A 23,702-nucleotide genomic window follows, 5' to 3' on the forward strand; every position below is an offset into this window, starting at 1 on the left:
ACCGTGGCCACGGACGCGGGCGGCCTCACCAACGCCGTCGCCTTCACCAACGTTCACGGGCAGAAGGGCGTCGTACTCGCCAACGACACCGCTGATCAGCAGAAGGTCGACGCGACACTGAACGCCACCGGCTACACCAAGAAGAACGTCACGGCGACCACGTCCACAGCCGACACCGGAACCAACACCGCCGTCACGCCCACCCAGGTGAACCGGGTGCCCGTCCACGACGGGACCGTCACCGTGCGCGCTGTCGACGTCCCCGCCTACTCCGCGGTGGCAGTCGTGCTCTCGGGCAGGGGCGCCCCCACGCATCCCTCCGGCACCATGAACCAGCACTGGACACCACGTGGCACGACGAGTGTCAAAGGACTGCCCGTCCCGGATCACGACCTGCGTGACGGTCCGCCGACTCGGCGGACCGTCACGCAGGCCCCGCGCTCGAGGACCGCCAGGACCAGGGGCGAACCTCGCCAGGCGTTACGCGACGAGGCTGCTGGTGAAGGCGCCTCGATGTGCCTACTGGTCGAGGCCGACGGCGTTCGAGGGAACGTCAAAGGCCATCAGGGTGAGCGAGACCGCGCTGAACCAGCCCATCAGGACCGTCACGTCCACGATGCCGGCGTCACCGAGCAGCTCCTGCGCCCGCTGGAACATCCCCTGCGGCACGATGCGCGCAGCGGCCAGCGTCGAGGCGAGCTGGTACACCATCTGCTGCCGCGGGTCGTCGAACGCGGTGGGGAGCCCCGCGATCAGCGCCTGCGCCTTCTCGGCGTCGAGCCCTCCGAAGATCACACCGATCTTCTCGTGCTCGTAGCTGCCGTACGCGGCGCCCCAGCGCCCGCAGATCACGCAGGTGGCGATCTCGATCTCGGCCTTCGACAACGTCGACTTGGTCTGGAAATACGCCCCTACCGGCGCGATGGTCTTGAGGAGCGTCGGGTTCGCCGCCCAGATCTTGTGCGGCCCCGGAACGAGGCCGCGCAGCTTCAGCGTGAAGTCGAAGGCCTCGCGCGTCTCCGGCGACATCTGTTCGACCGGTGTCTCGGTGAAGCGCCCGAACGTACCGAAGTCCTCCGGGTGCTCGAGCATCGCCTTGAGTTCGTTGATATCGGGCATGATTCGCTCCTGGTCGGTCTGGGGCGCGGCGCGGCCGGCGGGCACGTCATACGCGTTGAGCAGGGTGCCGAGCGCCAGGTAGTGGACGGTGATGAAAACGACCGCGGCGAAGCCCTGCCGGCCGAACTTCGCGACCGCGGCGTCGTACAGCGGCCCCGGCACCGCGCCACCCCGGGGCAGGGCGGAGGCGACATCCGCGGCGAGGAGCTCGTCCTCGCCCAGGTCGGCCGGGCGCGAGCCTGCGCTCAGGGCCGCGATCTGGTCCGGGCGCAGCCCGGCGCGCAGGGCAAGCGGGGTGTGCGCGTAGAGCTCGTAGGCGACATTGACCTGCCGCCGATGGTCAGGATGACGACTTGCCGCGCCCGCTCGCTCAGGCCCGGCAGCTTCTGGGCGACGTCGATGAACTGGCCGAGCGGCACGGCGAGGTCGGGGAAGTGGAGCATCACGCCCCACGGCCCGACGAAGGCCCCGTCGGGGTCGCGGACCTCGAAGCCCTGGTACTCCTCGGCCTGGATCATCTTCTCGAAGGCCTCATAGAGGGGAAGCTGCTCGGCGGTCAGCTCCGCAGGGGGAATCAGTGGCAGTCGCATGGTGGTCTCCTTGTGCTCGACAGCCGAGCACCGAGCGTTCAGGTGCCTTTCCGGGGCGGTGAGACACCGGTGGACCGGCCGATCAGTACGTCGTCATGTCGACGATGCCTACGTCGCCGTCACCGGCTCGCCTCAGACATCGCGCTTGAGCAGCGCGTCGAACGTGGTGACCGGGGCGATGCGTTCCTTGTCGACCACGACGTCGATCAGTGCCGGGCGGGCGCCGGCGATCGCCTGCTTCAGTGCTCCCCGGAAGTCCTCCGCCGTATCGACGCGAGCCGCGAACAGTCCGTACGCTGCGGCGACCTTCGCGTGGTCGACGTCGATGAAATCGCAGACCTCGTGCACGACGTCGCCTGCGAGGGCGTGCTGGAAGCCGACGTGCTCGTACCCGAGACTCGCGTTGTTCAGGACGATGGTCACCGCCGGGATGTCCAGTCGCATCGCGGTCTCGAGGTCTCCGACGTTGTAACCGAAGCCGCCGTCGCCGACCAGTGCGAAGGCACGCTGCCCCGCCGGCGCCGCGAGTTGGGCTCCGAGTACGGCGGGGAAGGCCCAGCCGAGTGTGCCGGCGGCGCGCAGGAACGTCCGGCCGGGCGAGTGGACGGGAAACAGGGCGCCGCCCCAGGCGCCCATGAAGCCCGTGTCCACGACGAGCAGGTCGCGCTCGTCGGTGAGTTCCCGGAGGATCGAGACGATGGCCTCGGGCCGGACGTGCCCGGTGGCAGGTCGGCGCGCCACGGCCTGGAAGTCCTCTTTCCAGGCGGCGCGCCTTTCCTGGACGGACTCGCACCACGTGCGGCGCGCGTCGGTGACCGGCTCCGAGGCCAGCGCCGCGGCGAGTGAGCGGCACAACTCGCCGGCATCGGCGACCACGCCCGCCTGCACGTCGCGGGTCCGGCCGATGGCCTCGGGCGAGAGGTCGACCTGGACCACCTCGGTGGCGGCCGAGGGCAGCCTGTAGGTGTCGGTCGCCAGCCCTCCGAGATCCGTACCGATGGCCAGGACAAGATCCGCCTCGTGCGCGATCTCATTGGTGATCTTGCTTGAGTACCGGCCCGCGACGCCGGCCGACAGGGGATGGTTCTCGGGTATGGCGCCCTTCCCGCCGAGTGTCGTCAGGACGGGGACGGACGCGGTCTCCGCGAGTGCGACCAGGTCGGGCGCGGCATCGGCGAGCAGCACTCCGTTCCCGGCGAGGATCATCGGCCGGTCACTGCGGGCGAGCCTGCTGACGATGTCGTCGACCGCGCTCGCCGACGGGGCCGGCGGCGTGGGCGTGAAGGCAGGCGCATAGCGGGCGTTCGGCGCGAGTTCCATGATCGTGTCGAAGGGGATGTCGAGGTGCACAGGCCGTGGGCATCCCGCGGCCGCGGTGCGCACGGCCTGTGCGACGAGTTCTCCGGCGCGGTCCGCCCGGGTGACACGCGCCTGCCACTTCGTGACCGCCTGGAACATCGGCGGCTGATCGAGCTCCTGGTACTCGTTCTTGTACTCGACCTGTGTGGACACCGTGCTGGTGATCGCGACGAGGGGGCTGTGTGCCCACCAGGCGTCCGCGAGCGCGCCGGCGACGTTCGCCGCACCCGGCCCCCACTGTCCGTAGACCACCGCGGGTTTGCCCGTCACCCGGGCGTACGCGTCGGCCATGACGACGGAGGCGGCTTCGCTGCGGGCGAGGTGCATGGCGATGCCGTGATCGCGCAGCGCCTGCCAGAGCAGCAGATCGCCACCCGTGACCAGGAAGATACGGTCGATCCCGTTGTCCTTCAGGGCCCTCGCCACAGCGTGCGCGACCAGGGACCCGTCCGTCTCGGTCTTGTCTTCCGTTGCGGTGTCACCGCTTGCTTTCGTCACGAGTTTCTCTCTTCATCGGCTCAGAACGTGTGGGTGCTTCACCGCTGGTACGCGGCACCTTGGCCGTCATCGAGACCGCGGGTCGCAAGAGGGTCGTATCAGCGGTTTCGGTGGAACGCTGGGGTCGGTCGAAGCTCGGCCTCAGCCGTCGGGCCCCCTCGGACGCCTACGGTCCGGTACGAGGTGTCGGCGGCCTTCTTCGAGCCACGGCCGTGCGCGGTCAGAGGATGCGGCCCTTGGTGATCACGTTGGGGAGGGTGGTCATCTCGGCGAAGGCGCGTTGGTCGTGGGCGGGTACGACGATCATGTCGGGAATGCGCTGGAGGACGGAGGCCATCCGCAGGAGATTGCGTCGGTTGCCGTCCGCGTCCAGATCGGCGAACTTCCGCACCAGCCAGGGGCGTTCTTCCAGCCGGGTGAGACCTTCGCGCTGCCACACAAGGTCCCCCACCAGGGCGTACCGCACGTGGTGGGCGAGCGTCACGAACACGATGATGCTGCCCGGGGTGTGCCCAGGGGCGGGCACGCAGACGATCGATCCGTCGCCGTGAACGTCGTGGCTGCGAGGGAAGCCGAGGTAGGGCCCGGACTCGAAGCGGATGACGCGCCAGGGGATGCCCCTCGCGCTGAAGGGTGCGCCGAGGTAGCCGTGCAGGCCTTCCCTGTCGAAGGCGGCCTTCTCCCGCTCGGTGACCAGCACCGGCACCTCGGGGAAGTCCGGGAGGCCGCTCACGTGGTCCCAGTGCGCGTGGGTGAGGAGGATGCCCGCGAGCCGGCCGAAGTCGTAGCCGGCGGACTCCAGTTGGTCCCGGGCCGGCTTCCACACCTCGTACTTGGTCATGCGCTGGAACAAGGGCGGCATGGTGGTCATCTGCTGGTCGATACCGCGTCCGAACCCGGTGTCGACCAGCAGATCGCCGCTGGGGTGCCGGATGAGGACGGCACCCATGTTGAAGTCGCGCTTCTCGAAGAACGACCCGCCGCGGTATCCGTAGGCGGCGACACGCTTGTTGACGCCGGTCGGCACCGCGACGACGTCCAGGTCCGCCGGTGGTTTGGCCTCGGGAATCGGAATCGAGTCGGGCAGAGGGGGAGGCGCAGTCAGTGGCGAAGAGGCGAAGCTGCGGGCCAGGCGCGCCACGGGCACCGCGGCGGCCGCGGCGACGATGAATCGCTTCTTCATAATTCCTTCTCCTTCTGGCGGGTCCGCGGTGCCCACGGCTCGGCGGGGAGTTCCAGGAGCGGGGACACGGGCCGACGAGCGAGCTCGGAGCGCTGAGTGGCCGGCCGTGCCTGGCTGGCTCGGGTACGCAGCCGCACGGCTGCCGTCCTGTGCTTGAGGGGGCCCGGTCAGGGGTCTACTGAAGCACGCCAGACGTAAAAAAACGAACGCCCGTTGTCTTTTCCCACTGTGCACGGATCGCGGCTCGGCGTCAAGGAGAACGACCGCTCGTTTTCCATGTACGCTGCCAGCATGCCCAAGGTGAGCCAGGAGTACCTAGACGCCCGCCGTGCGGAGATCCTGAGTGCCGCGAGGCGCTGCTTCGTGCGCAACGGCTTCCACGCGACGACCATGCAGGACGTGCTGAGGGAGTCGGGCCTGTCCACGGGAGCCGTGTACAGGTACTTCGCCGGCAAACAGGACATGATTGTCGCGATCGCCGAGGAGAACCTCGGCGAGGTGGTCGCCGAAGTCCGCAAACTTGCCGATCAAAGACCCACGGTCGGCATCGGAGAAGCGCTCGCCGACCTCTTCGAGGTCATCAAGGCGAAGCACGCGGAGAACGGCTTCGCCGCCCTCACGCTGCTGGTGTGGTCCGAATCCCTGTACATCCCGGCGCTGACCGAGCGGATCAAGGCCACAATCGTCGAGGCCTGCGCCGAGGTCGTCAAGATCGTGCGGGAGCACCAAAACGCCGGCGCCCTGCCCCAGGGAGCCACAGCGGAAGAACTCGCACAGTTGATCGCGACAATCATGCCCGGTTTCATTCTCCAGCTGACGGTTCTGGGCCCCTCGGGAGTTGACGGCCTGCCGGACGCCGCCCGCGCACTGTGGCCGGGGGGAGAGAGGCACACGACCACTCCACATACCGCAGGACAACTGGGCGAGTAATTCGCTCTCAGCATGCACGCGAGGGCGGCTTCGAACAGCGCCTCAGCAGGCTGTTCGCTTTCGAATAGGCGGAGGTCCATCACGTCGCGAGCCGCGACGGCACCCTCCGCCCCACTTCCCTTTCCGCGTTCCCGAACCGCATACGGAATTACGCTTACTTCACCGTGATTCAGCCGGTGAAAAATCCAGCCGGTCATGGGTGCAGCCGTCGAGCACGCGGAATTTCAGCTGGCATCTCCAGCCCTGCACACGGTTACCCTGCTGCGCCCTCCACAAGCACGCACCATTCATTAATCGCCCCTTGACGCAACGAATCAATAGTGGCAACAATGTATTCGAAACGGGTCGGCCCCTTCACCGCCGCAGCCGAGGCCAGTTCTCCTCATATCGGCCACCGCTCTGTCCAGCGGTTTCTCCGGCGCGTGCTCACCTGCGTTCCGCAATCACTCAGAGGATCACCATGGCAGACTTGAAGCGTTACGTCGTCGGCCTCGACGACAAGGGCAAATCGGCCGTTCTCCAAACGGGCGTATCCAACCAGCAGGAATTTCCCGGGTTCTTCTGGCGCGCAACGCTGTGGAAGACCCGCGAAACCCCGGTCGACAACAGCATCGCCGGAGATCGCTCGGTCGAGGGTGGCGCAGCCCGCTCCCCGTTCCCGAACGGCATGTTGGTACGCGCCATGGAGTTCTGGCCGGAGCCCGACCCGGAAACAGCCGAGAAGCTGTTCGCCGACCTCAACAAAGTAGCCGCGGAGAACCACCAGCCCACACAGGCCGACAAGCCGCGCCACCCCACGATGCACAAGACCGACACACTGGATGTCTTCCACATCGTCCGGGGCGAGATCTACCTCGTCCTCGACGAGGACGAGATCCTGCTGAAGCCGTCCGACACGGTGGTGATCCAGGGCACCAGTCACGGCTGGAGCAACCGCGGCACCGAGCCGTGCCTGATACTGGGCAGCATGACCGACGCACTGCCGCGGGAACTCCCCGAATAGGCCCCACCATCTGCTGCTCGAAGCCCTTGGGGAGCCCCAGGGCTTCGAAGCCGACTTCCGGCTCGGCCATGAGGCGTTGCCTGTCCCGTTCTCATGCCGCCGATGGGCGGATGTTCCGCCAGAAGGCCATGGCTGCTCAGGTGCGCGCCCGACCAGCCGGTGCGCGGAGCGCGGTGGCCGGTTTCTGCAAGCCATAGGCGACGCCGGTGAAACGCCCGTCGGACCATGTCCAGGTGAGCAGAGCGCGCCCTTCAACCACGCTGCCCGCCACACTGGTGGGTCCGGAGCAGTGCTCAGGACAGAGGCAGAGGCCCTACCACCTTGAAAGTGAGGCCGACGGCCTCGGTCCAGAGTAGTCGTCCAGGGGCGGCATGGTGTGCGGGCGGCCGAGCAGGGAGGCGGCGGCGACCTTGCCCTGGGAGACGGCGTTGGACCAGAACGGTGCACGCCGGTCGGGCAGGGTGACGTCGCCCGCGGCGAACACGCCGGGCACGGCGGGCCTGGCCGATCACCTGGGCGTCGGTGTCGACCATGCCCCCGCCCCCGCCCCTGCCTCCGCCTCCGCAAGCCAGTCGGTGCAGGGAACCTCTCCGGCGCACGTCACCACCAGGTCCGGGCCGCTGTGGGTGGCCGGCGACCGGCGCGAGATCCCCGTGGGGCTCATGGTGATGCCCCGTACCTGTCGGCCGTCGGAGACATTGCCGCCCGCCCGCAGACGCGTCTGACGATCGACCACCTCGCGGTCAACCCCTTCGAGAAGCTGCCCGACGCGGTAGTCGCTGCGTACGGCGCCGAGCGGAGGTTCTGGGGCAGCGCCATCACACGTCTGCGCTGCTCATGGCACGAGCGGTGACGATGTTCACCGAGGAACTGCCCTGGCCGCCAGGCCGCGACGTGGAGCTGGTCATGGGCCGCGCCGTGGCCGAGTGGATCGGCTGGCACTGAGCGGCGGAACGACCGACAGCGGGCGAGCGCCGTGCCGACGCCACACAGCCGCTCCGGCGAGCCACTCCACAGAATCGCGGGGCCCCGCCCAGCACCCCACGGCGCGAGCCGTCCGAGTGTTCGTGGCACACAGGCTCGCCCGGTCCCGACCTCGCCGACACGAGCGGAGCAGCCCGCCCCGGGCATCCTGGGCGACGGTTCCCGCACGGCGAACGAGCGCACATGACCGCCGCCATACCCGCCGCGCGCAACGCCACGGTGAGCACCTCGTACCGAGATCGGTCACACCGGCGCCGTCATCGCGCTCGCCGTGTTCGATGCGGAGCCCTGCCAGCCGAGCGGTTCTCTTTACAGACACGCCGGCGGAGGCCGAGGACACGACACGCACTGCCAGGCTCAGTGCCCCGCGGCTGCTTCGGGCTCCCGCAGCGAGACGGCTCTGGCCTGTTCCAGCCCGTCGAGGAGCAGGCCCAGGCCGAACCAGAACTCTTCGTGCACCGGTACGGAGGTCAGCTCGTCGGCCGCGGCCATCGTGGCCGGATAGGCGGCCGGATCGAGCGAGAGGTAGTAGTCCCGCAGCTGCGCATGGTCCTCCGGCCCCGGGGCCCCGGGGCCGTGCTGCTGGATGGCGAAGCCGATCACATAGTGGCCGATGGCCGTGAAGGCACGGGCGGCCAGGCCGACCGGGAACCCGTGGCCCAGGAAGAGAGTGATGAGCCGTTCCCTGGCTCGCAGAGCGTTGGGACCGACGGGAACCTGGGCCGCCAGCAACGACAGCGCGTTGGGGTGCCGGCACAGAGTGCCATAGAAAGCCTCCGCCACGGCGTTGACGGCTTCCCGCCAGGACAGGCCGTCCAGCTCCTCGGGCGGGACGCGGACTTCGCCCAGGATCCTGTCGGCGACCAGGGCGAGGAGTTCGTCCTTGCCCGTGAAGTGCCGGTAGAGCGTCGCCGTACCCGACTCCAGGGCATCGGCCAGCATACGCAGGGTCAGTGCCTGGATCCCCACTTCGTCAATGAGCTTCAGAGCCGTGTCGACGATTCGGCCGGCGTCCATCGGGGGGCGCCCGCGCCGGTACGCCGGAGCAGGTGTCCGGCTCGCCCACCAGGCGGCACTTCCCGGAACGGGCTGGGCCTCCGAAGCCATGAAAACGGTCACCCTTTCGGCGAGATCGACTGAGGACGCGTGTCCCATACAAAGAGTTTCGGCTTTATCGTATCCGTTTTCGGCGGCGGCCGGGCGGGACGCCCTGCATCGTCAACGTCCCGATCAGGATCGTCAACGCCGGCCATAGGGCCGCCACCTCATCGGCCGGCAGGCACATCGATGTCAGCGCAGAGGTCGTCGATGCATCAGGCCGGGGCGCTCCGGTCTCCGGACACCGGCACCCGCGCTTGGTCGACAGGCCGCACCCGCACGGCAGTCCCGCCCTTCCAGGACACTGTGCGGGGACCGCACCGGAACGGGCACTGAACAGGCCTCGATGCCGGAAGCACCGCGACTCCGGAGCACCGGCACATGCGTCACTTCCGCGAGCGCACCGACTGGCGGATGAGCTGCTGCGCGCCCAGCAGCCCGTGGTGGTCTTCGGCCAAGCGGTTCTCCACCCTCTCTCAGCTTGTTCCTTAACCTCGGGCCCGGTCGAGTGGTCACTCTTCGGAGTGATTGCAGGGTATGAGGGCGGCCTTCCTCGTGATCCTGAACTCTGCGACGAGATCCAGGGGTTCACAAGGAAGGCCGTGGGGATGAGTGTGCTGCAACAGGTCAGCGAGCGGCACGCGTTCGCTGAGCTGTCACGCTTTCGGACGGTCTTCTACGGGTGTCTGTCCGCGCGAGCGGATGCGTTCTTCGAACTGACCGACGCACTTCTGTGCGCGGACGGCCCGACACGACGCCGGTGGAGTTGTCGCTGCTCGCCGAGCACCAGCGTGGATACGGCTCGCTGTACGGTGCGTTGAACCGTGGCCGCCTGGACGGGCGGGTCGTGCTCACCCGTGGACGTCTACCCGTGGCTACGCTCGGACGCCGCGTGCTCGCCGGAACGGCTGTTCTGCCACGTCCATGGCCGCTCCGAAGCGGCCGCGCAGATCATCCCCGGCTGGCCGTACTCCTTCGTCGCCGCGCTGACTCCGGACCGTACCTCGTGGACCGCGGTGCTGGACACGATCCGCCTCGGGCCCACCGACGATGCGGTGGCCGTCACCGCCGGCCAGCTCCGGCAGGTGGTCCAGAGGCTGATCGCGGCCGGCCGACGGCAAGGCGGCGACCGGAACATCCTGGTGGTGATGGACGCCGGCTACGACGTGATGCGCCTGGCCTGGCTGCTGCGCGACCTTCCCGTCGAGTTGGTGGGGCGCCTGCGTTCGGGCCGTGCCCTGCGGCTTCCGGCCCCACCTCGCGTCTACCAGCCCAAGGGCGGCCGGCCGCCCAAGCACGGCAAGGAGTTCAGCCTCGCGAGGCCGCAGGCCTGGACGGAACCGTCGGTGGCGACGGTGAACGACACACCCCGCTACGGCAAGGCCGAAGCCCGCGCCTCAAGGTCGATCACTCGCCCGGCGACCGCGACGCGCCACCGGTCTGGCCGTGGTCCTCGGCCACCGGCGCGCCAGCCCGGCCGACGTCGACTTCGTCTGGTCCTGCTACCTGCGAAGATTCGACCTGGAACACACCTTTCGTCTGTTCAGACAGTCTCTGGGCTGGACCCGGCCGCGGCTACGTGAACCAGAGGCGGCGGACCGCTGGACCTGGCTCGTGATCACCGCGCACACCCAACTCCGCCTCGCCGCCCCGCTCGCCACCGACCAGCGCAAGCCCTGGGAGGAAACCACCCGCCCCGGGGTTGCTCTCACCCCGACTCGCGTCCGGCGCGGGTTCCGACACCTCCGCCCGCACCTGGCGAGGCTGTCGCACGGCTCCTGCCCGGTGAAGGTGAAGAGCGATTCGTTGTTCGGTTCCAGGGATCAGGGAGACGCCGGACTCTTGGCTGGTGGGGCGAAACTTCCTGTCGCGCGACCGTCAACGTGATCTTGAGATGCCGCGGAATGTGCGGGAGTGGCTGCCGCCCGAGCGCCTGTGCTGGAAGGTGCTCGACGTCGTCGAGTTGCTTGACCTGTCGGCGTTCGAAAACAGTTACCGTGACGACGGACGGGGCGGGGCGGCCTCCCCTCCCGCGAGGCTGATTGCGTTGCTCCCGTACTGCTACGGCAAGGGAGTGCGTTCCTCCCGCAGCATCGAGCAGGCTTGCTGGGACGACGTGGGTTGCCGAACCATCACCGCGAACCGCCGCGTGGACCACTCCACCGTCGCACGGTGCGTACGACGCCACCGTGCCGCCTTGAACTCGCTGTTCGTGCTGGTGTTGTCGCAACGGAGCCCTGCCGCAACTGGCGCTCGGCTCGTTCCTGTGCCCATCGACCCGGCGACGATGGTGACGAGTCTCGACGACCTGGAGCGCGCCGAATATGCCGAGCGCACCCGGGATCCACAGGACCGTCGCCGGTACGCCGTGGGCATCACCGCCGACGGACGCAAGGTCCTGGCCGACCTGAACCGCACCCTCGTCGATCTCGACGGCGACATCCTTGCCGACCTGGGCACGTCGGAGCGGCAGTCGCTTCATGTCCTTCTGGGCAGCCTCGCCGGGACTCCGGCCCTGACCTCCCTCTTCGACTCCGTCCGGGAGCAGAGCGGGAGAGACGATTGTGCGGGTCAGCCCCGTGCGCTCGTTGCCGAAGCCAGCCTGGGGAAGAGCGTCGCCGCGGCGCCGCGGCGCGTCGGCTCCAGGCCGTTGCCGGTCAGACAGTCACTGTCAGCCAGAGCCTCGGCCAGCCCATGGACGACCCAGTCCGGGGTGTACGGATAGTCGCTGCCGTAGAGGAGGTGGTCAGCGTCCGTCAGGGTCAGCAAGGCGGGGAGCAGTCGCGGCAGGGCGAAGCCGGCGAGGTCGTAATAGAGCCCACGCAAGGCGCCGAAGACGTCGACGGGCGGGCCACCGCCGGCCAAGGCGAACGCGGCGACCCGGTCCGCGAGAGCCGGCAGCGCGCCTCCCGCGTGCGGGACGATGAAACGGATGGCGGGATACCGGTCGAGGACCCCGTCCAGGATCAGGTTGGTCACCGCACGCGTGGTCTCGAAGGGGAACTCGAGCATGGGGCGGGGGCGGCCCGCACTGGTCGCTTCCCAGCACGGTGGCGAGGTCGGGTGGAGCAGGACGACCGCGCGGCGCCGGTCGAGTTCGGCCATCAGCGGCTCGTAGTACGGGTCGCCCAGATGTCGGCCGGCGTACGAGGTGAGCAGGGTGATCCCGTCCGCCCCCAAGTCGTCCAACGCGTGCCGGGTCTCGGCGAGTGCACCGGGCAGGTCCGGCAGCGGAAGCGAGGCCAGCAGTCCGAAACGCTCCGGGTGGGCCTGGACGAGGGACGCCCCCTCGTCGTTGACCTCACGGGCCAGGTCGCTGGCAGCATCCGCGTCGCCGTAGTGCACTCCGGGCGACGACACCGACAGCAGGGCCGCGGCGATCCCCGTACGGTCCATCGCGGCCAGCGCCGCCTCGGGGCCCCAGTCGGGGATGGCGGGCATCCCGTCGGGTTGCCCGTGGCCCGCCGCCTCCATCGCGGCCCGCAAACGTGGGGTGATGTAGTGGGCGTGGACGTCGATGCCCCCGGCCAGCGGCGGCCGTCCGGGGGCATTCGGCGGTGTCATGCGCTACTCCTCGCGTTGTTCGTCGTCTCCAGGAGTGACCGAAGCGCAGGGCCCCTGCGCTTCGAAACGAAGGGTCTCCAGAGCAACGCCATCATGATGATGAAATCATCAAGTGTGCGCACATCATCGTCAATAGCTGAAGCGAAGTGAACCGAGCAAAGCGTCAGAGATGTCGAGTTGATCTCTGGCTGAACCGGGCGACATCGCGCGCCGTCAGTGGGCGGTCCGTGCCCGGTGTTCCGCGAGGACGTCCACGCCGAAGTCGGAGGCCGGGTCGCGCCAAACCGAGTGGGCGTGGTCGGCGTGCCGTTGGGTGTCGTCGTACGCGATGAGGACGTTGGGGCCGTGAAGTCGGTAGTAGTGCGGTTGGGCCGGCCTCCAGGCTGCCGGCCCGACTGAAGTGGACCTCGTCGAGGACGCTGCCGGAGGCGTGGTGGGCGCCGTGGTACTTGGCGAGGTCCTCCGGGCCCCGGCCGGTGTACGGGGAGAGCAGTCGTCGCAGCCCCTGGCATTGCTCCTCCTCCAGGTCGCGTGCGCTGATGCCTCGGGGAGGGACCGTGATCGCCACGCGCGCGTGGTCCTCCTCGGTGTATCCGCTGCCCGCCTCGGCCCGGCGGTCGATGTCGTCGACGCGACGTGCCAGAGCCGGGTCCGTGAAGCTCCCCCGCCAGGATGATCTTGAAGCCCTGATCCACTCGGATTCACGTGCGGCGACGTGCAGCGGGGTCACGTTCGGCGACCTGCGGTGAACCGGCGGAGGGCGGTCACGCCCGACAGCCCGAAGCCCGGCGGCAGTTGGTTCCAAGCAGGCGTACCGGGACGGAATGGAGGACCAGCTCGGTGCGCTCGGTCTGGTCCTCAACGCCGTCGTGCTCTGGACGACGAAGTACGTCGACGCCGCCGTCACCCAGCTCCGCGCCGAAGGCCACGAGCTCCGCGATAAGGACATCGCCCGCCTCTCCCCGCTCAAGCACCGCAAGCTGAACCTGCTCGGCCGCTGCAGCTTCATCGCATCCGCCCCCGCCCCCGCCCCCGCCGCCGGCGCCCTGCGACCGCTGCGCGACCCGGACTTCTCCGGGCTCGATGAGGACGACGAAGATGAGGCGGAGTGAGCGTCAGCAGCGGGCAAGGACGTTGATCAGTCTGTACGTCTGGCGGTGAGGCCCGCGGCGATGAGGTCGATGCCGGCGAGGAATTGCGCGCGGTCGTCGTGGTCGAGTCCCTGATCCGCGACCGCCCGGGCGAAGGGGAACTCCTGCGGGCTGAGTTGCTTCCATATGGCCGTCACGGAGTCCATGTAGGCGTCGCGGTCGGTGTCCGGACCAAGGCTGCGTACGAGGGCGAGATTCGCGGCGTTCTGGCCGGCGGCGCCGAGGATGTAGTGCATCAGGGCGGAGGTTGCCGTGAACCAGCTGCTCGCGGGAACGTCCAGCGCGTACACCTGGCGGCCGATGGCTTCGAAGATGCAGGTCGTCACCGATCCGGCGGGGTTGTGGGAGATCTGAGCGGTGAGCTGAGGGGCCAGCCAGGGGTGCCGCTCGATCGCGTCGAAGAGGCCGAGGGCGACGTCGTGAATCCGGCCCGTCGGCTCGGCCCCCGCCACTTCACTCAGCGCGGCGACGACGACATGGTCGGTGGCCGCGACCAGGAGTTCGCCCTTGCCCGCCACATGCCAGTAGATCGCGCCGGGACCGGTGGCCAGGCGTTCGCTCAGCGCCCGGAAGGTCAGCCCGCTCTCACCCGCTGTGTCCAGCAGGCCGATGGCGGCCTCGATGATCTGCTCGCGGGTCAGAGGGCTGGGGCGCCGCTCGGGCTTCTTGCGCGTCCGTGATGTCACGTCCTCATTTTGACATGGATGGAATGCTGTTCCACAGTTCCGTTGGAACGACATTCCAGTGACCGGCCATGCTCGGACCGGACACCCGACGCGAAAAGCAGGAGGAGAAGACCATGGCACTGCAGGACCAGCCCGCCTACCTCATCAAGATGCGCGCCAAGCCCGGACTCGGCGACAAGCTGTTCACGCTGGCCACCGAGGGGATGGAGAAGTCGGGATCCTCCGACCGGTTCATCATCGCCCGCGAGGACGCCGACCCCGACGTGCTGTGGAACATGGAAGTATTCCGCAGCCACGAGGCCAAGGACGCCTACGAGAACAGCCCGCTCGCCGATGAACTGCGCGACGAGATCATCGGCCTTCTCGCCGAGCCGCCCATGCGGATCGAAGTCCATCCCTACTCCGCTCTGCCCGCCGACCCGGCTTGAGCGCGGTGGGGTGCCCGGCGCGCCTGAGGGGCACCCCACCGATCCCGACGAGCATGCCGCCCGCCTGTCGTCGAACGCGCATGACGACAGGCGCGGCGGGCATCCAATGAACCCGCGCAATGGGTTCACGGCGGCCCGAATCCCATCAGATCCGATGGTGATTGATGACAGGGTTTGACGACAGACAGGGTCCGATCCTCCGCACGGAGAGGGGCCCTCGGTGGCGAACTTGGCCCACAAGCGGGTCTCGACCTACCAGCAGACCGGCAGAACCTCGTCCTGGACGAGGCCGGGACCGAGGACCCGGTCGCTTCGAGGAAGAGGCCGGTACCCCCAGCCGCCTCCACCCGCTCCAGCGGCCGAAGTCCGGCAAGCTGCTCGACTACGCGCGGCCGGGCGACACCGTGCACATCTCCGAGATGTTCCGCCTGGTGCGCGGCACCGGGCGCATCCTCGACGTACTCGACATCCTGCACCGCGACCGGCTCGCCCTGCGCATCCACGACGGCGCCTTCTCCGGCATGGACCTCACCGCCCGCCACCCGCGCACCGGCGAGCTGCTGTCCACAGTGAAGTTCATGGTGCAGACCCTCGCCGCCGCCGGCGAACTCCAACGCGAACTCACGTACGACGGCCTACGCGCCGCCAAGGCCGAGGCCGGCAAGGGCGGGCGCCGCCCCGCCGTGGCGGCCGCGAAGACCGAGGACGTGCGCACCGGGCACCTGGAGGCGGATGCGATCCGATCGGAAGACACCCCGGTCGGTATCACACCTGGGCGAATAGTTCCGGTCGACACCTTCAGATGCGTGGAGGGGGTCCGACAACGGATTGCGACCACCGTGTCGGACATCTTCTCAATGGCACCCTGCGTGTACGTCGATGACCACTTGAAGCACCCGCCAAGAACATCTGCACGACCTTGCACCCCCGCCCCGAGGCAGGCACTACACGGCCGAAGCCATCACCCCATCGGCAAGCTTCCCCTCCGGGGCTGGACACGACAACGAGCACACCCAAGGGATACGGCCGACAGGCAACGACGCCCTGGAGACTGCGCGAGCCTCATAACGGATACGATGACTCCGAAACTTGCCGGGCTCCTCACCACGCAAGTTCAAAGAACGACCACCGATGGGGGCTGCTACTTGGCTTCGGAGATCCAGCCCGTGCCGGGCAGTCCCGCCTGGTGGGCGAACCGGGCACCCGAACTTGCCCATCAGCGCGGGCGTCCGCAGACGGACGTCGGCCGGATCGTCGACGCCGCCCTGAAGCTCATCGACGACATCGGAATCCAGGCACTGACCCTGCGCACACTCGCCGAGACCCTCGAGTCCGGGACGGCGACGCTCTACCGTCGCATCAACAGCAAGGACGAACTCCTCATCCTCGTAGCAGAGAGAATTCAGGGCGAAGTTCGCGTCACACCCGACAACCTGGAAGACCTGCCCTGGCTGGAGGGCGTAGCTGTCGCCGCGAATGCCTTGTACCACACACTGCGCCGACACTCCCACGCAATTCCCCTGCTGGCCGACCAGATCCCCATCGGCCCCCACGGTCTCCGCGCCAGAGAACGACTCGGCGGGCTTTTCTTGGTGCACGGGTTCACAGTCCCCCTCGCTGCCCGCGCGTTCACCGCCATCAGCCACCACGTGATCGGCTTCGCCATCCAGCAGCACGCACCCGGAACACCGAACCCCGATGACCAAATGCAACAACGGGACTGCTTCCACTCGCTCGGCCCGGCCATCCACCCCAGCACTACAGCGGCCGCCGACGAGCTGACCTCCGTACCGGTACACGAGGAATTCCGGTTCGGCCTGGACCTTCTCCTTGACGGCCTGGAGCAGGCCGCACGCCGACAGCCTCGGCGCTCCACAGAACCGGAGAGGCGCCCACCCGGGCACGTCCCGGGATGCCCCGCAGAGACGGATCCAGCCGACTTGGGCGGCCCCCCACCACCAGGATGCCCGGCATGCTGCGCCCCCCAAGCTCGCCCCGCTTGCCCCCTCTTCCATAAACGGCTACGTTGTATCCGAAAAGAATCCGCGTAGACCACTACCTGAGCACGAGATGAACCAGGCAGCTCGACAGCGGCCCGGAAACCACTCCATGCAGTGGGGCGCCGCCCGCCGCCAGAGCGGGCGCATGGTCCGGTTCAAAGAGCCCCACACCACAGCGTGTCCGCTCGCTGCCCGTTCGAGAGAACCATTGAGGTCGATCACCATGACAGAAACTCCCGACATCGACGTCCTCGTCGCCGGAGCCGGCCCGACCGGCTCCGCCCTGGCCTGCGACCTGCTGCGGCGCGGTCTTCGCGTCCGCGTCGTCAACAAGGCGCCACACGCCTTCGAGGGGTCCCGCGCCAAGGGGATCCAGCCACGCACCCAGGAAGTCCTCGAGGATTTCGGCGTGCTCCACGAGGCGCAAGCGGAAGGCGGACCCTACCCGCTCGCCGGACTCCACCTCGGGCCTGTCACCGCGCCATGGAAGATGCAGCAGCGGAACAAGCCGACCCCGGACGTGCCCTATCCGAACATCCTCCTGCTGCCGCAGCACCGCACCGACGCCATCCTGCACCGCCTGCTCGAACGCCTCGGACTGACCATCGAGTACGGGGTCGCCCTGGAAGGCTTCGAGCAGGACGCCGACGGCGTCACGGCGACGCTCTCCACCGGCGAGCTGGTGCGCAGCAAGTACCTCGTCGGCGCCGACGGCGGAGCGAGCGCGGTCCGCGTGGCCACCGGGCTCGGCTTCGTCGGGGACACCGACGAGTCCGACAAGACCCTCATCATCGACTGCACGATCGACGGACTGTCCCGCGACCGGTGGCACATGTGGCCCAAGGCATCCGCGGGAGCGTGCCCGTTGCCGCACTCCGACCAGTTCCAGGTGATGATCCGGCTGAAGCCGGGCGACACACCGAATCTCGACCACGCCGCCCTGGCGGACCGGTTCCACGCGCTCACCGGCCTCAAGCTCCGCGACATCACCTGGACTTCGGTGTTCCGGCCCAATGTCCGACTCGTCGAGCACTATCGCCTGGGCCGGGTCTTCCTGGCGGGTGACGCCGCCCACGTGCACACCCCGGCCGGTGCGCAGGGACTCAACACCGGTGTGCAGGACGCCTACAACCTGGGCTGGAAGCTCGGCCAGGCGCTCGCCGGCGCGCCGGACAGCCTGTTGGACAGCTACGAGGCCGAGCGGCTCCCGATCGCCGCAAACGTCCTCGGCAAGTCCAATGAGCTCTATCAGAGCCTCAGCAACCACCGTGTCGCCGGCCTGAAGCGCGGCGACGAGGAGCGTCAGCTCTCGCTCTCCTACCGTGGCGGCCCGCTCGCCCCCGCCGACGCTCCGGCCACCAGGACCCTGCATGTGGGTGACCGCGCGCCGGACGCGCCGTGCACCGCACCCGGCACCAGCCGCCTGTTCGACCTCCTCCGGGGACCGCACTTCACCCTGCTGGCCTTCGGCCCCGAGGCCACCAAGGCCCTGCCCAAGCTGACCTGGCCGGCCAAGGGCGCCGAACTGCGCCGCTACGCCGTCCGCGAGGGCCGTCGCGCCCGCCATGCTGCTGGTCATGTCGAGGGCGGAATCGACGGTGGCTACATCACCGACGCCACCGGCCAACTGGCCGGCACCTACGGCGTCGACAGCGACGCGCTGATCCTGATCCGGCCCGACGGATACGTCGGCGGCATCATCACGAGCGATTGGGCGTCCTCCTTCGCCACCGCAGCCAAGGTATTCGTCCCGAGGTGACAGCCGCCCCGGCACCGCGTGCGCGCTGGACGCGCAGCCCGCCCCGACCCACTCCACGAGACCAGGAATCGGACATGACCCAGGCGAGTGAGACCACCGACGGCCCCGCCGTGGCCGACAACGAGCGGCTGGTCTTCTTCAGTGACGCGGTCGTCGCCATCGCCCTGACCCTTCTGGCCCTGGAGCTGCCGGTGCCTCACGGGTCAAGCGATGCCGAGGTGTGGCGGGCGTTCCGGGAGCACCTCCCGGACTACGCGATGTTCCTGCTGAGCTTCGCGGTCATCGCCGCGTACTGGGTGGCGCACAAGTGGCTGTTCGGCCGCATCGGCGGGTTCAGCCCTCGGCTGTTGTGGCTGAACTTCGTCTGGCTGCTGGGCATCATCCTGATCCCCTTCGCGACGAAGGTCCTCATCGAGGACAGCCCATACCAGCTCAGCGCCGTCCTGTACGCCGCCGCCGTCGGGGGCACCGGACTGGTTCTGATCAACTCGCTGCACCACTGTCGGGCCCGTGGCCTGCTGCGGCCACACGCCGCGCCCGACATCATGCGGCGTTTCCAGCTGTTCCTCACGTTCCCGACGGCCGCCTTCCTGCTGTCGATCCCGTTCGCCTTCGTCAGTCTGAGCGGCGCCAGGTACAGCTGGGCAGTGGTCTTCGTGCTCACCGCGCTGGCCGCCCGGTGGGCCACCCACCCCGGGGCTCAGCCGGGGCGCACGGTCATCAAGCAGTAGGCGTCACTGAATCGCCGTTTTCGAGATGCAGTCCCTTCCTCGGCGAGCCGAGGCTCTGAGTACCGGAGGTTGTTGCCGTGCATGCAGCGGTCGTTACTTCGTTCGATGATCCACCGCAGTACCGTGACCACCCCGATCCCGTCGCCCGTGGAACCGACGAGGTCGTCGTCGAGGTCCTCGCGGCCGGCCTCCACCCGCGTGTCCGCTCCCAGGCGTCCGGCTCGCACTACACCAGCACCGACGAGCTCCCGCTCGTCCCCGGCATCGACGGCGTCGTACGCGACCCGAAGGGCCGTATCCGGTACGCCGTCCTGGACGACACCCTCCTCGGCACCATGGCCGAGCGCACCGTGATCGACGTCCGGCGCAGCGTTGTCCTCCCGCACGGAATCGATCCGGTCCAGATCGCGGCGGCGATGAACCCCGTGATGTCCTCGTGGGTCGCGCTGCGCCGACGCATCGACTTCGGGCGTCGGCAACGCGTCCTCATTCTGGGCGGGACCGGAAACGCCGGCCGGATGGCGATCCAGGTCGCGAAACGGTTCGGGGCCGCACACGTGATCGCGGCCGGACGCGACACAGCTCGCCTTGGCGAACTGCGGGCCCTCGGCGCCGACGAAACCTGCACCTTCGACGAACTCGCCCTGGCGGCCGACGTCGACATCGTCATCGACTATGTGTGGGGAGAGCCCACGGCCCGGGCCATGGTCGACATGCTCACCGCTCGCGACAACCGCAGTGCACCGCTGACCTGGATCGAGATCGGCTCGGTCGCCGGTCCGACGGCACCGATCCCCTCCGCGGCGCTGCGCTCGACGCGACTGCAGATCGTCGGTTCCGGCATCGGATCGGTCCCCGGCCGCGACTTCGTCAAGGAGCTCCCCAAGCTGGTATCCGCCGTCACGCATGGCGTTTTCGACGTCAGAGCGCGCGCTGTCCCCCTTGCGGAGGTCGAGCACGCCTGGACCGCGACCGCCGGCATGTCCGACCGGATCGTCCTGGTGCCCTGACCCTCACCGGACGTCGCTCCGGGTGTCCGTTGCCCAGGCACGCCATTACGGCTACGTTGTAATCGAAATTGCGGCTGTTGGTCACCCCGGACTGGCCGCCTTCCGGTGCTGCGCATTTCCCTGCGACGGCTGTCACAGACGCACCTCACGCTGCCGCAGCTACGCCGGACAACCGCCGGGTGTAGCGCCATGCGTCGGACCGCACAGGAGGAGCTTCAGGAATGTCAACACAGCAGGAGGTCGCCGAGGACCGCCCGGCACCGGTCGTGACCCTCGACTTCGTCGGCAGCCGCACGGAGACGGAGGACGTCACATCGAAGCTCTCGGTCGAATCGCAGGCCGCGCTGCGCCAGTTCTCGCTGGAGCGCATGACCGGCTACGGCGTCGACTACGCGGACGCCGTCGAGGTGCGGGCCCGCGTGGTCGAGGGGCAGGACTGGCGATCGGCCGCCACGGAGCTCGCGGAGGTGTGCCTGCGTCGCGTCGAGAGCGCCACGGAGGTCGCCGGGACGCCCACCCGGATCGGGTACCTGCGGCGTGCGTCCGCCCTGCTCCGCATGAGTCAGATGATGATGCTGTGCGACACCGCCGAGCGCCGGCAGATCTTCGCGCGGGCCGCGGAGCTCTACGCACAGGCCGCCGCGTTGAGCGCCGACCGGGTGCGCGTCACGGTCAAAACCGACCACAGTCCCTTGGCAGGATGGCTGATTCCCGCACGTGGCACCGCGGTCGCCTCGGCCCTCGTCATCGGGGGCGTCGAGGGCTGGGGCATGGATTTCGACAGCATCGGCGAGGCACTCGCGGCGCGAGGCGTCGACGCGCTGATGCTCGACGGGCCGGGGCAGGGCGAGACGCGGCTCACCCACAATCACTACCTCACGGATCACTGGCGTGACGCCTACGGGCGAGCCGTCGACTTCCTCGCCGAGCGCTCGCCGGGCCGCCCGATCGGCTTCATCGGCAACAGCATGGGCGGCAGCGTCGCCATGGCCGTCGCGGCGCAGGACACCCGGATCCGGGCGTGCGTCGACAACGGCGGCATCCACGCCCCGTGGCATGTACCGCCGACCATGGGGACCTTCTTCTCGAAGATGGTGGCCGCCTGCGGAACAGAGGACCCGGACCGGGCGATGAACGTGTGGAAGACCGTCACCCCGCTCGCCGACGGACCCAACGCCGGCTATCCGCTGCTGGTCGTGCAGGGCGGCAAGGACCCCATGGTCTCGAACGACCTCGCGCAGATCCTTCTGCGGGGCGCCCCCACGGACGACAAGCGGATGGTGGTCTTCTCCGACGGCAACCACTGCGTCTACAACCACAAGCACGACCGCGACGCCCTCGTCGCCGACTGGGTGAGGGCACGCCTGTGTGGCCTGCCGAGCCCCGAGATCACGAACTGAGAGGAAAGCCCCGTGCAGATCATCGACGCACAGATCCACCTCTGGGCCGGCGAGAACGCGCCGCCGCACCACTGGCGCGCGCCCTACACCATCGACACCGCCCTGCGTGACATGGACGAGGCCGGCGTGGACCGCGCCGTCAACTGTCCGGCGGTCTGGGACACCGACGCGAACGACTACGCCGTGGAGGCGGCGAAACAGCATCCCGAGCGTTTCGCGACCCTCGGCTGGTTCCCCCTCGACGAGACCGCGGACGATTCCCTCGTCGACGCATGGCTGAACAAACCCGGCATGCTGGGCCTGCGCTTCATGCTGGCGGCCCCGGAGATGGCCGACCGCATCGCATCGGGCGACCTCGACTGGCTGTGGGCGGCCGCCGACCGCCGCGAGATCCCCGTGGGGCTCATGGTCCTGCCTCCCTATCTGCCCGCCGTCGGCGCCATCGCCGCGCGCTACCCGCAGATGCGGCTGATGATCGACCACCTCGCGGTGAACCCCTTCGCGAAACTGCCCGACGCGGCCGCGCACTTCGACACCCTGCTCGCCCTCGCGCGCCACCCCAACATCGCGGTGAAGGCCACGGGCGTACCGAGCATGGCAACGGGCCCGTACCCGTTCGCCGACACGCACGGCGTACTGCGGCAGGTCTTCGACGCATACGGCGCCGAGCGGATGTTCTGGGGCACCGACATCACGCGTCTCCACTGCTCGTGGCACGAGGCGGTGACGACGTTCACCGAGGAACTGCCCTGGCTGCGAGGCCGCGACCTGGAGCTGGTCATGGGCCGCGCCGTGGCCGACTGGATCGGCTGGAGCTGAGGTGCGGAAGGGGCCCGTGCCCGCGTCGCCACCCACGTCCCCAGCGGGACAACGCCCTCCGTTTGGGGGACAGCCGACCCGACAAGGACTTCCCCGGCATCACACCAGGCCGGGAACCACTCCGCGAACGCGTGATGATCAGCGCGCCGCGCGAGGACAACGAAACGAACTCGCCCTGAATCGCCATCGCGGCCTGTTGAAAGTAGCCCCCACATGAGCATGTCCGTCCTGCGCACCGCCGACGCGTGGTGGGTCCTCACCCCCACCGGCGCCTCGCACGTGCACACCGATGCCACCACCACCGGGCAGCTGCTCGCCGACCGGCAGGCAGTCGCCGCGGCGGCGGCGAGCGGCGGCAGCGTCGCCGTCACCGACCTGTCGCCGATCTCGCCCGTCACCGCGCCCTGTCGCCTCATCGCCCAGATGATCAACTCCGTCTCGCACGTCAAGGACACCGGCGGAAATCCGGAATCCGCGCCGCTGGCGTTCTTCCGCAAGTCGTCGTCCTCCATCAGCGGCCCCTTCGATGACGTGATCCGGCCCAGCCATGTGCGCCTGCTGGACTACGAGGTCGAGATCGGGCTTGTCGTGGGCAAGCACCTGCCGGTCGGCACCCGGATCAGCGAGGGCACGCTCTCCGACTACCTCGCCGGCCTGGTGGTCACCAACGACGTCTCGGCACGCGATGTCCAGCTGCCCAGCTCGCAGTACTACGAGGGCAAGTCCTATCCGACCTTCACGCCCGTCGGCCCCCTCCTGGTGCTGCTCGACGCCGACGAACTCAAGCGGTTCGGCGACCTGCGACTCAAGCTGTGGGTCAACGGCGAGCTGCGGCAGAACATGCCGGTTGCCGGCGACATGATCTACCAGCCCCTCGAGGCGCTGCAAAGCCTGGCACGCTTCCAGCGACTCGACGCCGGCGACCTCATCCTGACCGGGACACCTGTCGGTACGGCCATCAGCGCGCCCCCGAAGGCGGTTCAGACCCTCGTATCCCTGATTCCTGAGGAAACCAAGTGGAAGCTCTTCTTCCAGGGTCAGTCCCGGAATCCGAAGTACCTCAAGGACGGTGACGTCATCGAGGCCACCGTGGCCACCGATGGCGGCGCGATCGACCTCGGCCGACAGCGCACGGTCGTAAGGGACGCCGGATGATCGACTGTGCCGGTGCGGAGTTCCTGTCGCAGTAGCGGCAGACCCGATCGGCGCCCCGGTCGGCGGCGCCACCGGGCGGGCCAGGAGCCACCGGGCCCACCTTGCTGCTCGCGGTGGTCTTCCTCGCCCTGGGCACAGTCGAGGCGGCTGCGGCTTCCGGGCGCTGCACGCTGGCCGTCGAAGAGCGACACCACGTTCGAAGCCGTGGTGCGCCCTACACGCATCGACTGCTCAG

19 protein-coding genes and 3 pseudogenes are annotated in these 23,702 nt (G+C 68.7%); 13 read left to right on the forward strand and 9 right to left on the reverse strand.

What is annotated here, in order from left to right; translation table 11 throughout:
- Positions 1-519 precede the first annotated feature (519 nt).
- The 4 genes from AQJ64_RS43275 to AQJ64_RS43290 all read right to left on the reverse strand — a co-directional run bounded on the left by AQJ64_RS43275 (position 520) and on the right by AQJ64_RS43290 (position 4,749).
- Positions 520-1,281, reverse strand: a complete 762-nt coding sequence (locus AQJ64_RS43275; RefSeq protein WP_240512474.1) for a carboxymuconolactone decarboxylase family protein — start codon at positions 1,279-1,281, stop codon at positions 520-522.
- An 83-nt stretch (positions 1,282-1,364) separates the two neighbouring features.
- The gene (locus tag AQJ64_RS43280) at positions 1,365-1,709 is read right to left on the reverse strand and encodes a hypothetical protein (RefSeq protein ID WP_055631985.1); all 345 of its coding nucleotides are present in this window, start codon (positions 1,707-1,709) and stop codon (positions 1,365-1,367) included.
- Positions 1,710-1,841: 132 nt separating this feature from the next.
- Entirely contained in the window at positions 1,842-3,566 is a 1,725-nt protein-coding gene (locus tag AQJ64_RS43285; protein ID WP_055631986.1) for a thiamine pyrophosphate-binding protein, read from the reverse strand.
- A gap of 220 nt (positions 3,567-3,786) precedes the next feature.
- Complete coding sequence (locus AQJ64_RS43290; RefSeq protein ID WP_055631987.1) at positions 3,787-4,749, reverse strand: MBL fold metallo-hydrolase; 963 nt, start codon at positions 4,747-4,749, stop codon at positions 3,787-3,789.
- 291 nt (positions 4,750-5,040) lie between these two features.
- On the opposite strand from AQJ64_RS43290, the gene AQJ64_RS43295 reads away from it, so the two are divergent.
- Positions 5,041-5,679, forward strand: coding sequence for a TetR/AcrR family transcriptional regulator (locus tag AQJ64_RS43295; protein ID WP_063788656.1), 639 nt, complete (start codon positions 5,041-5,043; stop codon positions 5,677-5,679).
- 460 nt (positions 5,680-6,139) lie between these two features.
- Complete coding sequence (locus AQJ64_RS43300) at positions 6,140-6,682, forward strand: cupin domain-containing protein (RefSeq protein WP_157880837.1); 543 nt, start codon at positions 6,140-6,142, stop codon at positions 6,680-6,682.
- Between the two features lie 313 nt (positions 6,683-6,995).
- On the opposite strand, the gene AQJ64_RS43305 is transcribed toward AQJ64_RS43300, so the two are convergent.
- Positions 6,996-7,166 carry a hypothetical protein gene (locus AQJ64_RS43305; RefSeq protein ID WP_157880838.1) on the reverse strand — a complete coding sequence of 57 codons (171 nt, stop codon included), beginning with the start codon at positions 7,164-7,166 and terminating at the stop codon, positions 6,996-6,998.
- An 857-nt stretch (positions 7,167-8,023) separates the two neighbouring features.
- Entirely contained in the window at positions 8,024-8,683 is a 660-nt protein-coding gene (locus AQJ64_RS43310) for a TetR/AcrR family transcriptional regulator (protein WP_055631991.1), read from the reverse strand.
- Positions 8,684-9,372: 689 nt separating this feature from the next.
- On the opposite strand from AQJ64_RS43310, the pseudogene AQJ64_RS51590 reads away from it, so the two are divergent.
- Together AQJ64_RS51590 and AQJ64_RS52590 are read left to right on the forward strand one after the other, a co-directional pair.
- Positions 9,373-10,558, forward strand: a pseudogene (locus tag AQJ64_RS51590) (transposase); the annotation flags it as partial.
- A 100-nt stretch (positions 10,559-10,658) separates the two neighbouring features.
- Positions 10,659-10,934 (forward strand): annotated as a pseudogene (locus AQJ64_RS52590) (transposase); the annotation flags it as partial.
- A gap of 401 nt (positions 10,935-11,335) precedes the next feature.
- Here AQJ64_RS52590 and AQJ64_RS43320 read toward each other — a convergent pair.
- Together AQJ64_RS43320 and AQJ64_RS52560 are read right to left on the reverse strand one after the other, a co-directional pair.
- Positions 11,336-12,328 (reverse strand): amidohydrolase family protein, encoded by a 993-nt coding sequence (locus tag AQJ64_RS43320; RefSeq protein WP_240512475.1) that lies wholly within the window; start codon positions 12,326-12,328, stop codon positions 11,336-11,338.
- 213 nt (positions 12,329-12,541) lie between these two features.
- On the reverse strand, positions 12,542-13,033 hold the full coding sequence (locus tag AQJ64_RS52560; protein ID WP_079062304.1) for a DUF3500 domain-containing protein: 492 nt from the start codon (positions 13,031-13,033) through the stop codon (positions 12,542-12,544).
- A gap of 101 nt (positions 13,034-13,134) precedes the next feature.
- Between AQJ64_RS52560 and AQJ64_RS43330 the strand changes: the two are divergent.
- A pseudogene (locus AQJ64_RS43330) lies at positions 13,135-13,440 on the forward strand (Tn3 family transposase); the annotation flags it as partial.
- Between the two features lie 26 nt (positions 13,441-13,466).
- On the opposite strand, the gene AQJ64_RS43335 reads toward AQJ64_RS43330, so the two are convergent.
- Entirely contained in the window at positions 13,467-14,165 is a 699-nt protein-coding gene (locus tag AQJ64_RS43335; RefSeq protein ID WP_055632317.1) for a TetR/AcrR family transcriptional regulator, read from the reverse strand.
- 113 nt (positions 14,166-14,278) lie between these two features.
- Between AQJ64_RS43335 and AQJ64_RS43340 the strand changes: the two genes are divergently transcribed.
- The 8 genes from AQJ64_RS43340 (at position 14,279) to AQJ64_RS43375 (ending at position 23,467) form a co-directional block, all read left to right on the forward strand.
- Positions 14,279-14,593 (forward strand): putative quinol monooxygenase, encoded by a 315-nt coding sequence (locus tag AQJ64_RS43340; protein ID WP_063788665.1) that lies wholly within the window; start codon positions 14,279-14,281, stop codon positions 14,591-14,593.
- Between the two features lie 164 nt (positions 14,594-14,757).
- Positions 14,758-16,644, forward strand: a complete 1,887-nt coding sequence (locus tag AQJ64_RS47425; protein ID WP_079062305.1) for a TetR/AcrR family transcriptional regulator C-terminal domain-containing protein — start codon at positions 14,758-14,760, stop codon at positions 16,642-16,644.
- A 172-nt stretch (positions 16,645-16,816) separates the two neighbouring features.
- Positions 16,817-18,352 (forward strand): FAD-dependent monooxygenase, encoded by a 1,536-nt coding sequence (locus AQJ64_RS43350; protein WP_055632319.1) that lies wholly within the window; start codon positions 16,817-16,819, stop codon positions 18,350-18,352.
- 74 nt (positions 18,353-18,426) lie between these two features.
- Entirely contained in the window at positions 18,427-19,083 is a 657-nt protein-coding gene (locus tag AQJ64_RS43355; protein WP_055632320.1) for a TMEM175 family protein, read from the forward strand.
- A gap of 77 nt (positions 19,084-19,160) precedes the next feature.
- The gene (locus AQJ64_RS43360; protein ID WP_055632321.1) at positions 19,161-20,093 is read left to right on the forward strand and encodes a quinone oxidoreductase family protein; all 933 of its coding nucleotides are present in this window, start codon (positions 19,161-19,163) and stop codon (positions 20,091-20,093) included.
- Between the two features lie 221 nt (positions 20,094-20,314).
- On the forward strand, positions 20,315-21,493 hold the full coding sequence (locus AQJ64_RS43365) for an alpha/beta hydrolase (protein ID WP_055632322.1): 1,179 nt from the start codon (positions 20,315-20,317) through the stop codon (positions 21,491-21,493).
- A 12-nt stretch (positions 21,494-21,505) separates the two neighbouring features.
- Positions 21,506-22,312 carry an amidohydrolase family protein gene (locus tag AQJ64_RS43370; RefSeq protein WP_055632323.1) on the forward strand — a complete coding sequence of 269 codons (807 nt, stop codon included), beginning with the start codon at positions 21,506-21,508 and terminating at the stop codon, positions 22,310-22,312.
- Positions 22,313-22,525: 213 nt separating this feature from the next.
- Positions 22,526-23,467, forward strand: coding sequence for a fumarylacetoacetate hydrolase family protein (locus AQJ64_RS43375; protein WP_055632324.1), 942 nt, complete (start codon positions 22,526-22,528; stop codon positions 23,465-23,467).
- The last annotated feature ends 235 nt before the right edge of the window (positions 23,468-23,702 follow it).

It is taken from the genome of Streptomyces griseoruber, from assembly GCF_001514205.1.
GTDB classification, from domain to species: Bacteria; Actinomycetota; Actinomycetes; order Streptomycetales; family Streptomycetaceae; genus Streptomyces; species Streptomyces griseoruber.

What these genes read in the sequence shown, in the direction of transcription:
- AQJ64_RS43355 (WP_055632320.1), top strand. Translation starts at nt 18,427, where the DNA reads ATGACCCAGGCGAGTGAGACCACCGACGGCCCCGCCGTGGCCGACAAC.
- AQJ64_RS43295 (WP_063788656.1), top strand. Translation starts at nt 5,041, where the DNA reads ATGCCCAAGGTGAGCCAGGAGTACCTAGACGCCCGCCGTGCGGAGATC.
- AQJ64_RS43320 (WP_240512475.1), bottom strand. Translation starts at nt 12,328, where the DNA reads ATGACACCGCCGAATGCCCCCGGACGGCCGCCGCTGGCCGGGGGCATC.
- AQJ64_RS43280 (WP_055631985.1), bottom strand. Translation starts at nt 1,709, where the DNA reads ATGCGACTGCCACTGATTCCCCCTGCGGAGCTGACCGCCGAGCAGCTT.
- AQJ64_RS43365 (WP_055632322.1), top strand. Translation starts at nt 20,315, where the DNA reads ATGTCAACACAGCAGGAGGTCGCCGAGGACCGCCCGGCACCGGTCGTG.
- AQJ64_RS43300 (WP_157880837.1), top strand. Translation starts at nt 6,140, where the DNA reads ATGGCAGACTTGAAGCGTTACGTCGTCGGCCTCGACGACAAGGGCAAA.
- AQJ64_RS43340 (WP_063788665.1), top strand. Translation starts at nt 14,279, where the DNA reads ATGGCACTGCAGGACCAGCCCGCCTACCTCATCAAGATGCGCGCCAAG.
- AQJ64_RS43310 (WP_055631991.1), bottom strand. Translation starts at nt 8,683, where the DNA reads ATGGACGCCGGCCGAATCGTCGACACGGCTCTGAAGCTCATTGACGAA.
- AQJ64_RS43350 (WP_055632319.1), top strand. Translation starts at nt 16,817, where the DNA reads ATGACAGAAACTCCCGACATCGACGTCCTCGTCGCCGGAGCCGGCCCG.
- AQJ64_RS43375 (WP_055632324.1), top strand. Translation starts at nt 22,526, where the DNA reads ATGAGCATGTCCGTCCTGCGCACCGCCGACGCGTGGTGGGTCCTCACC.
- AQJ64_RS47425 (WP_079062305.1), top strand. Translation starts at nt 14,758, where the DNA reads ATGACAGGGTTTGACGACAGACAGGGTCCGATCCTCCGCACGGAGAGG.
- AQJ64_RS43290 (WP_055631987.1), bottom strand. Translation starts at nt 4,749, where the DNA reads ATGAAGAAGCGATTCATCGTCGCCGCGGCCGCCGCGGTGCCCGTGGCG.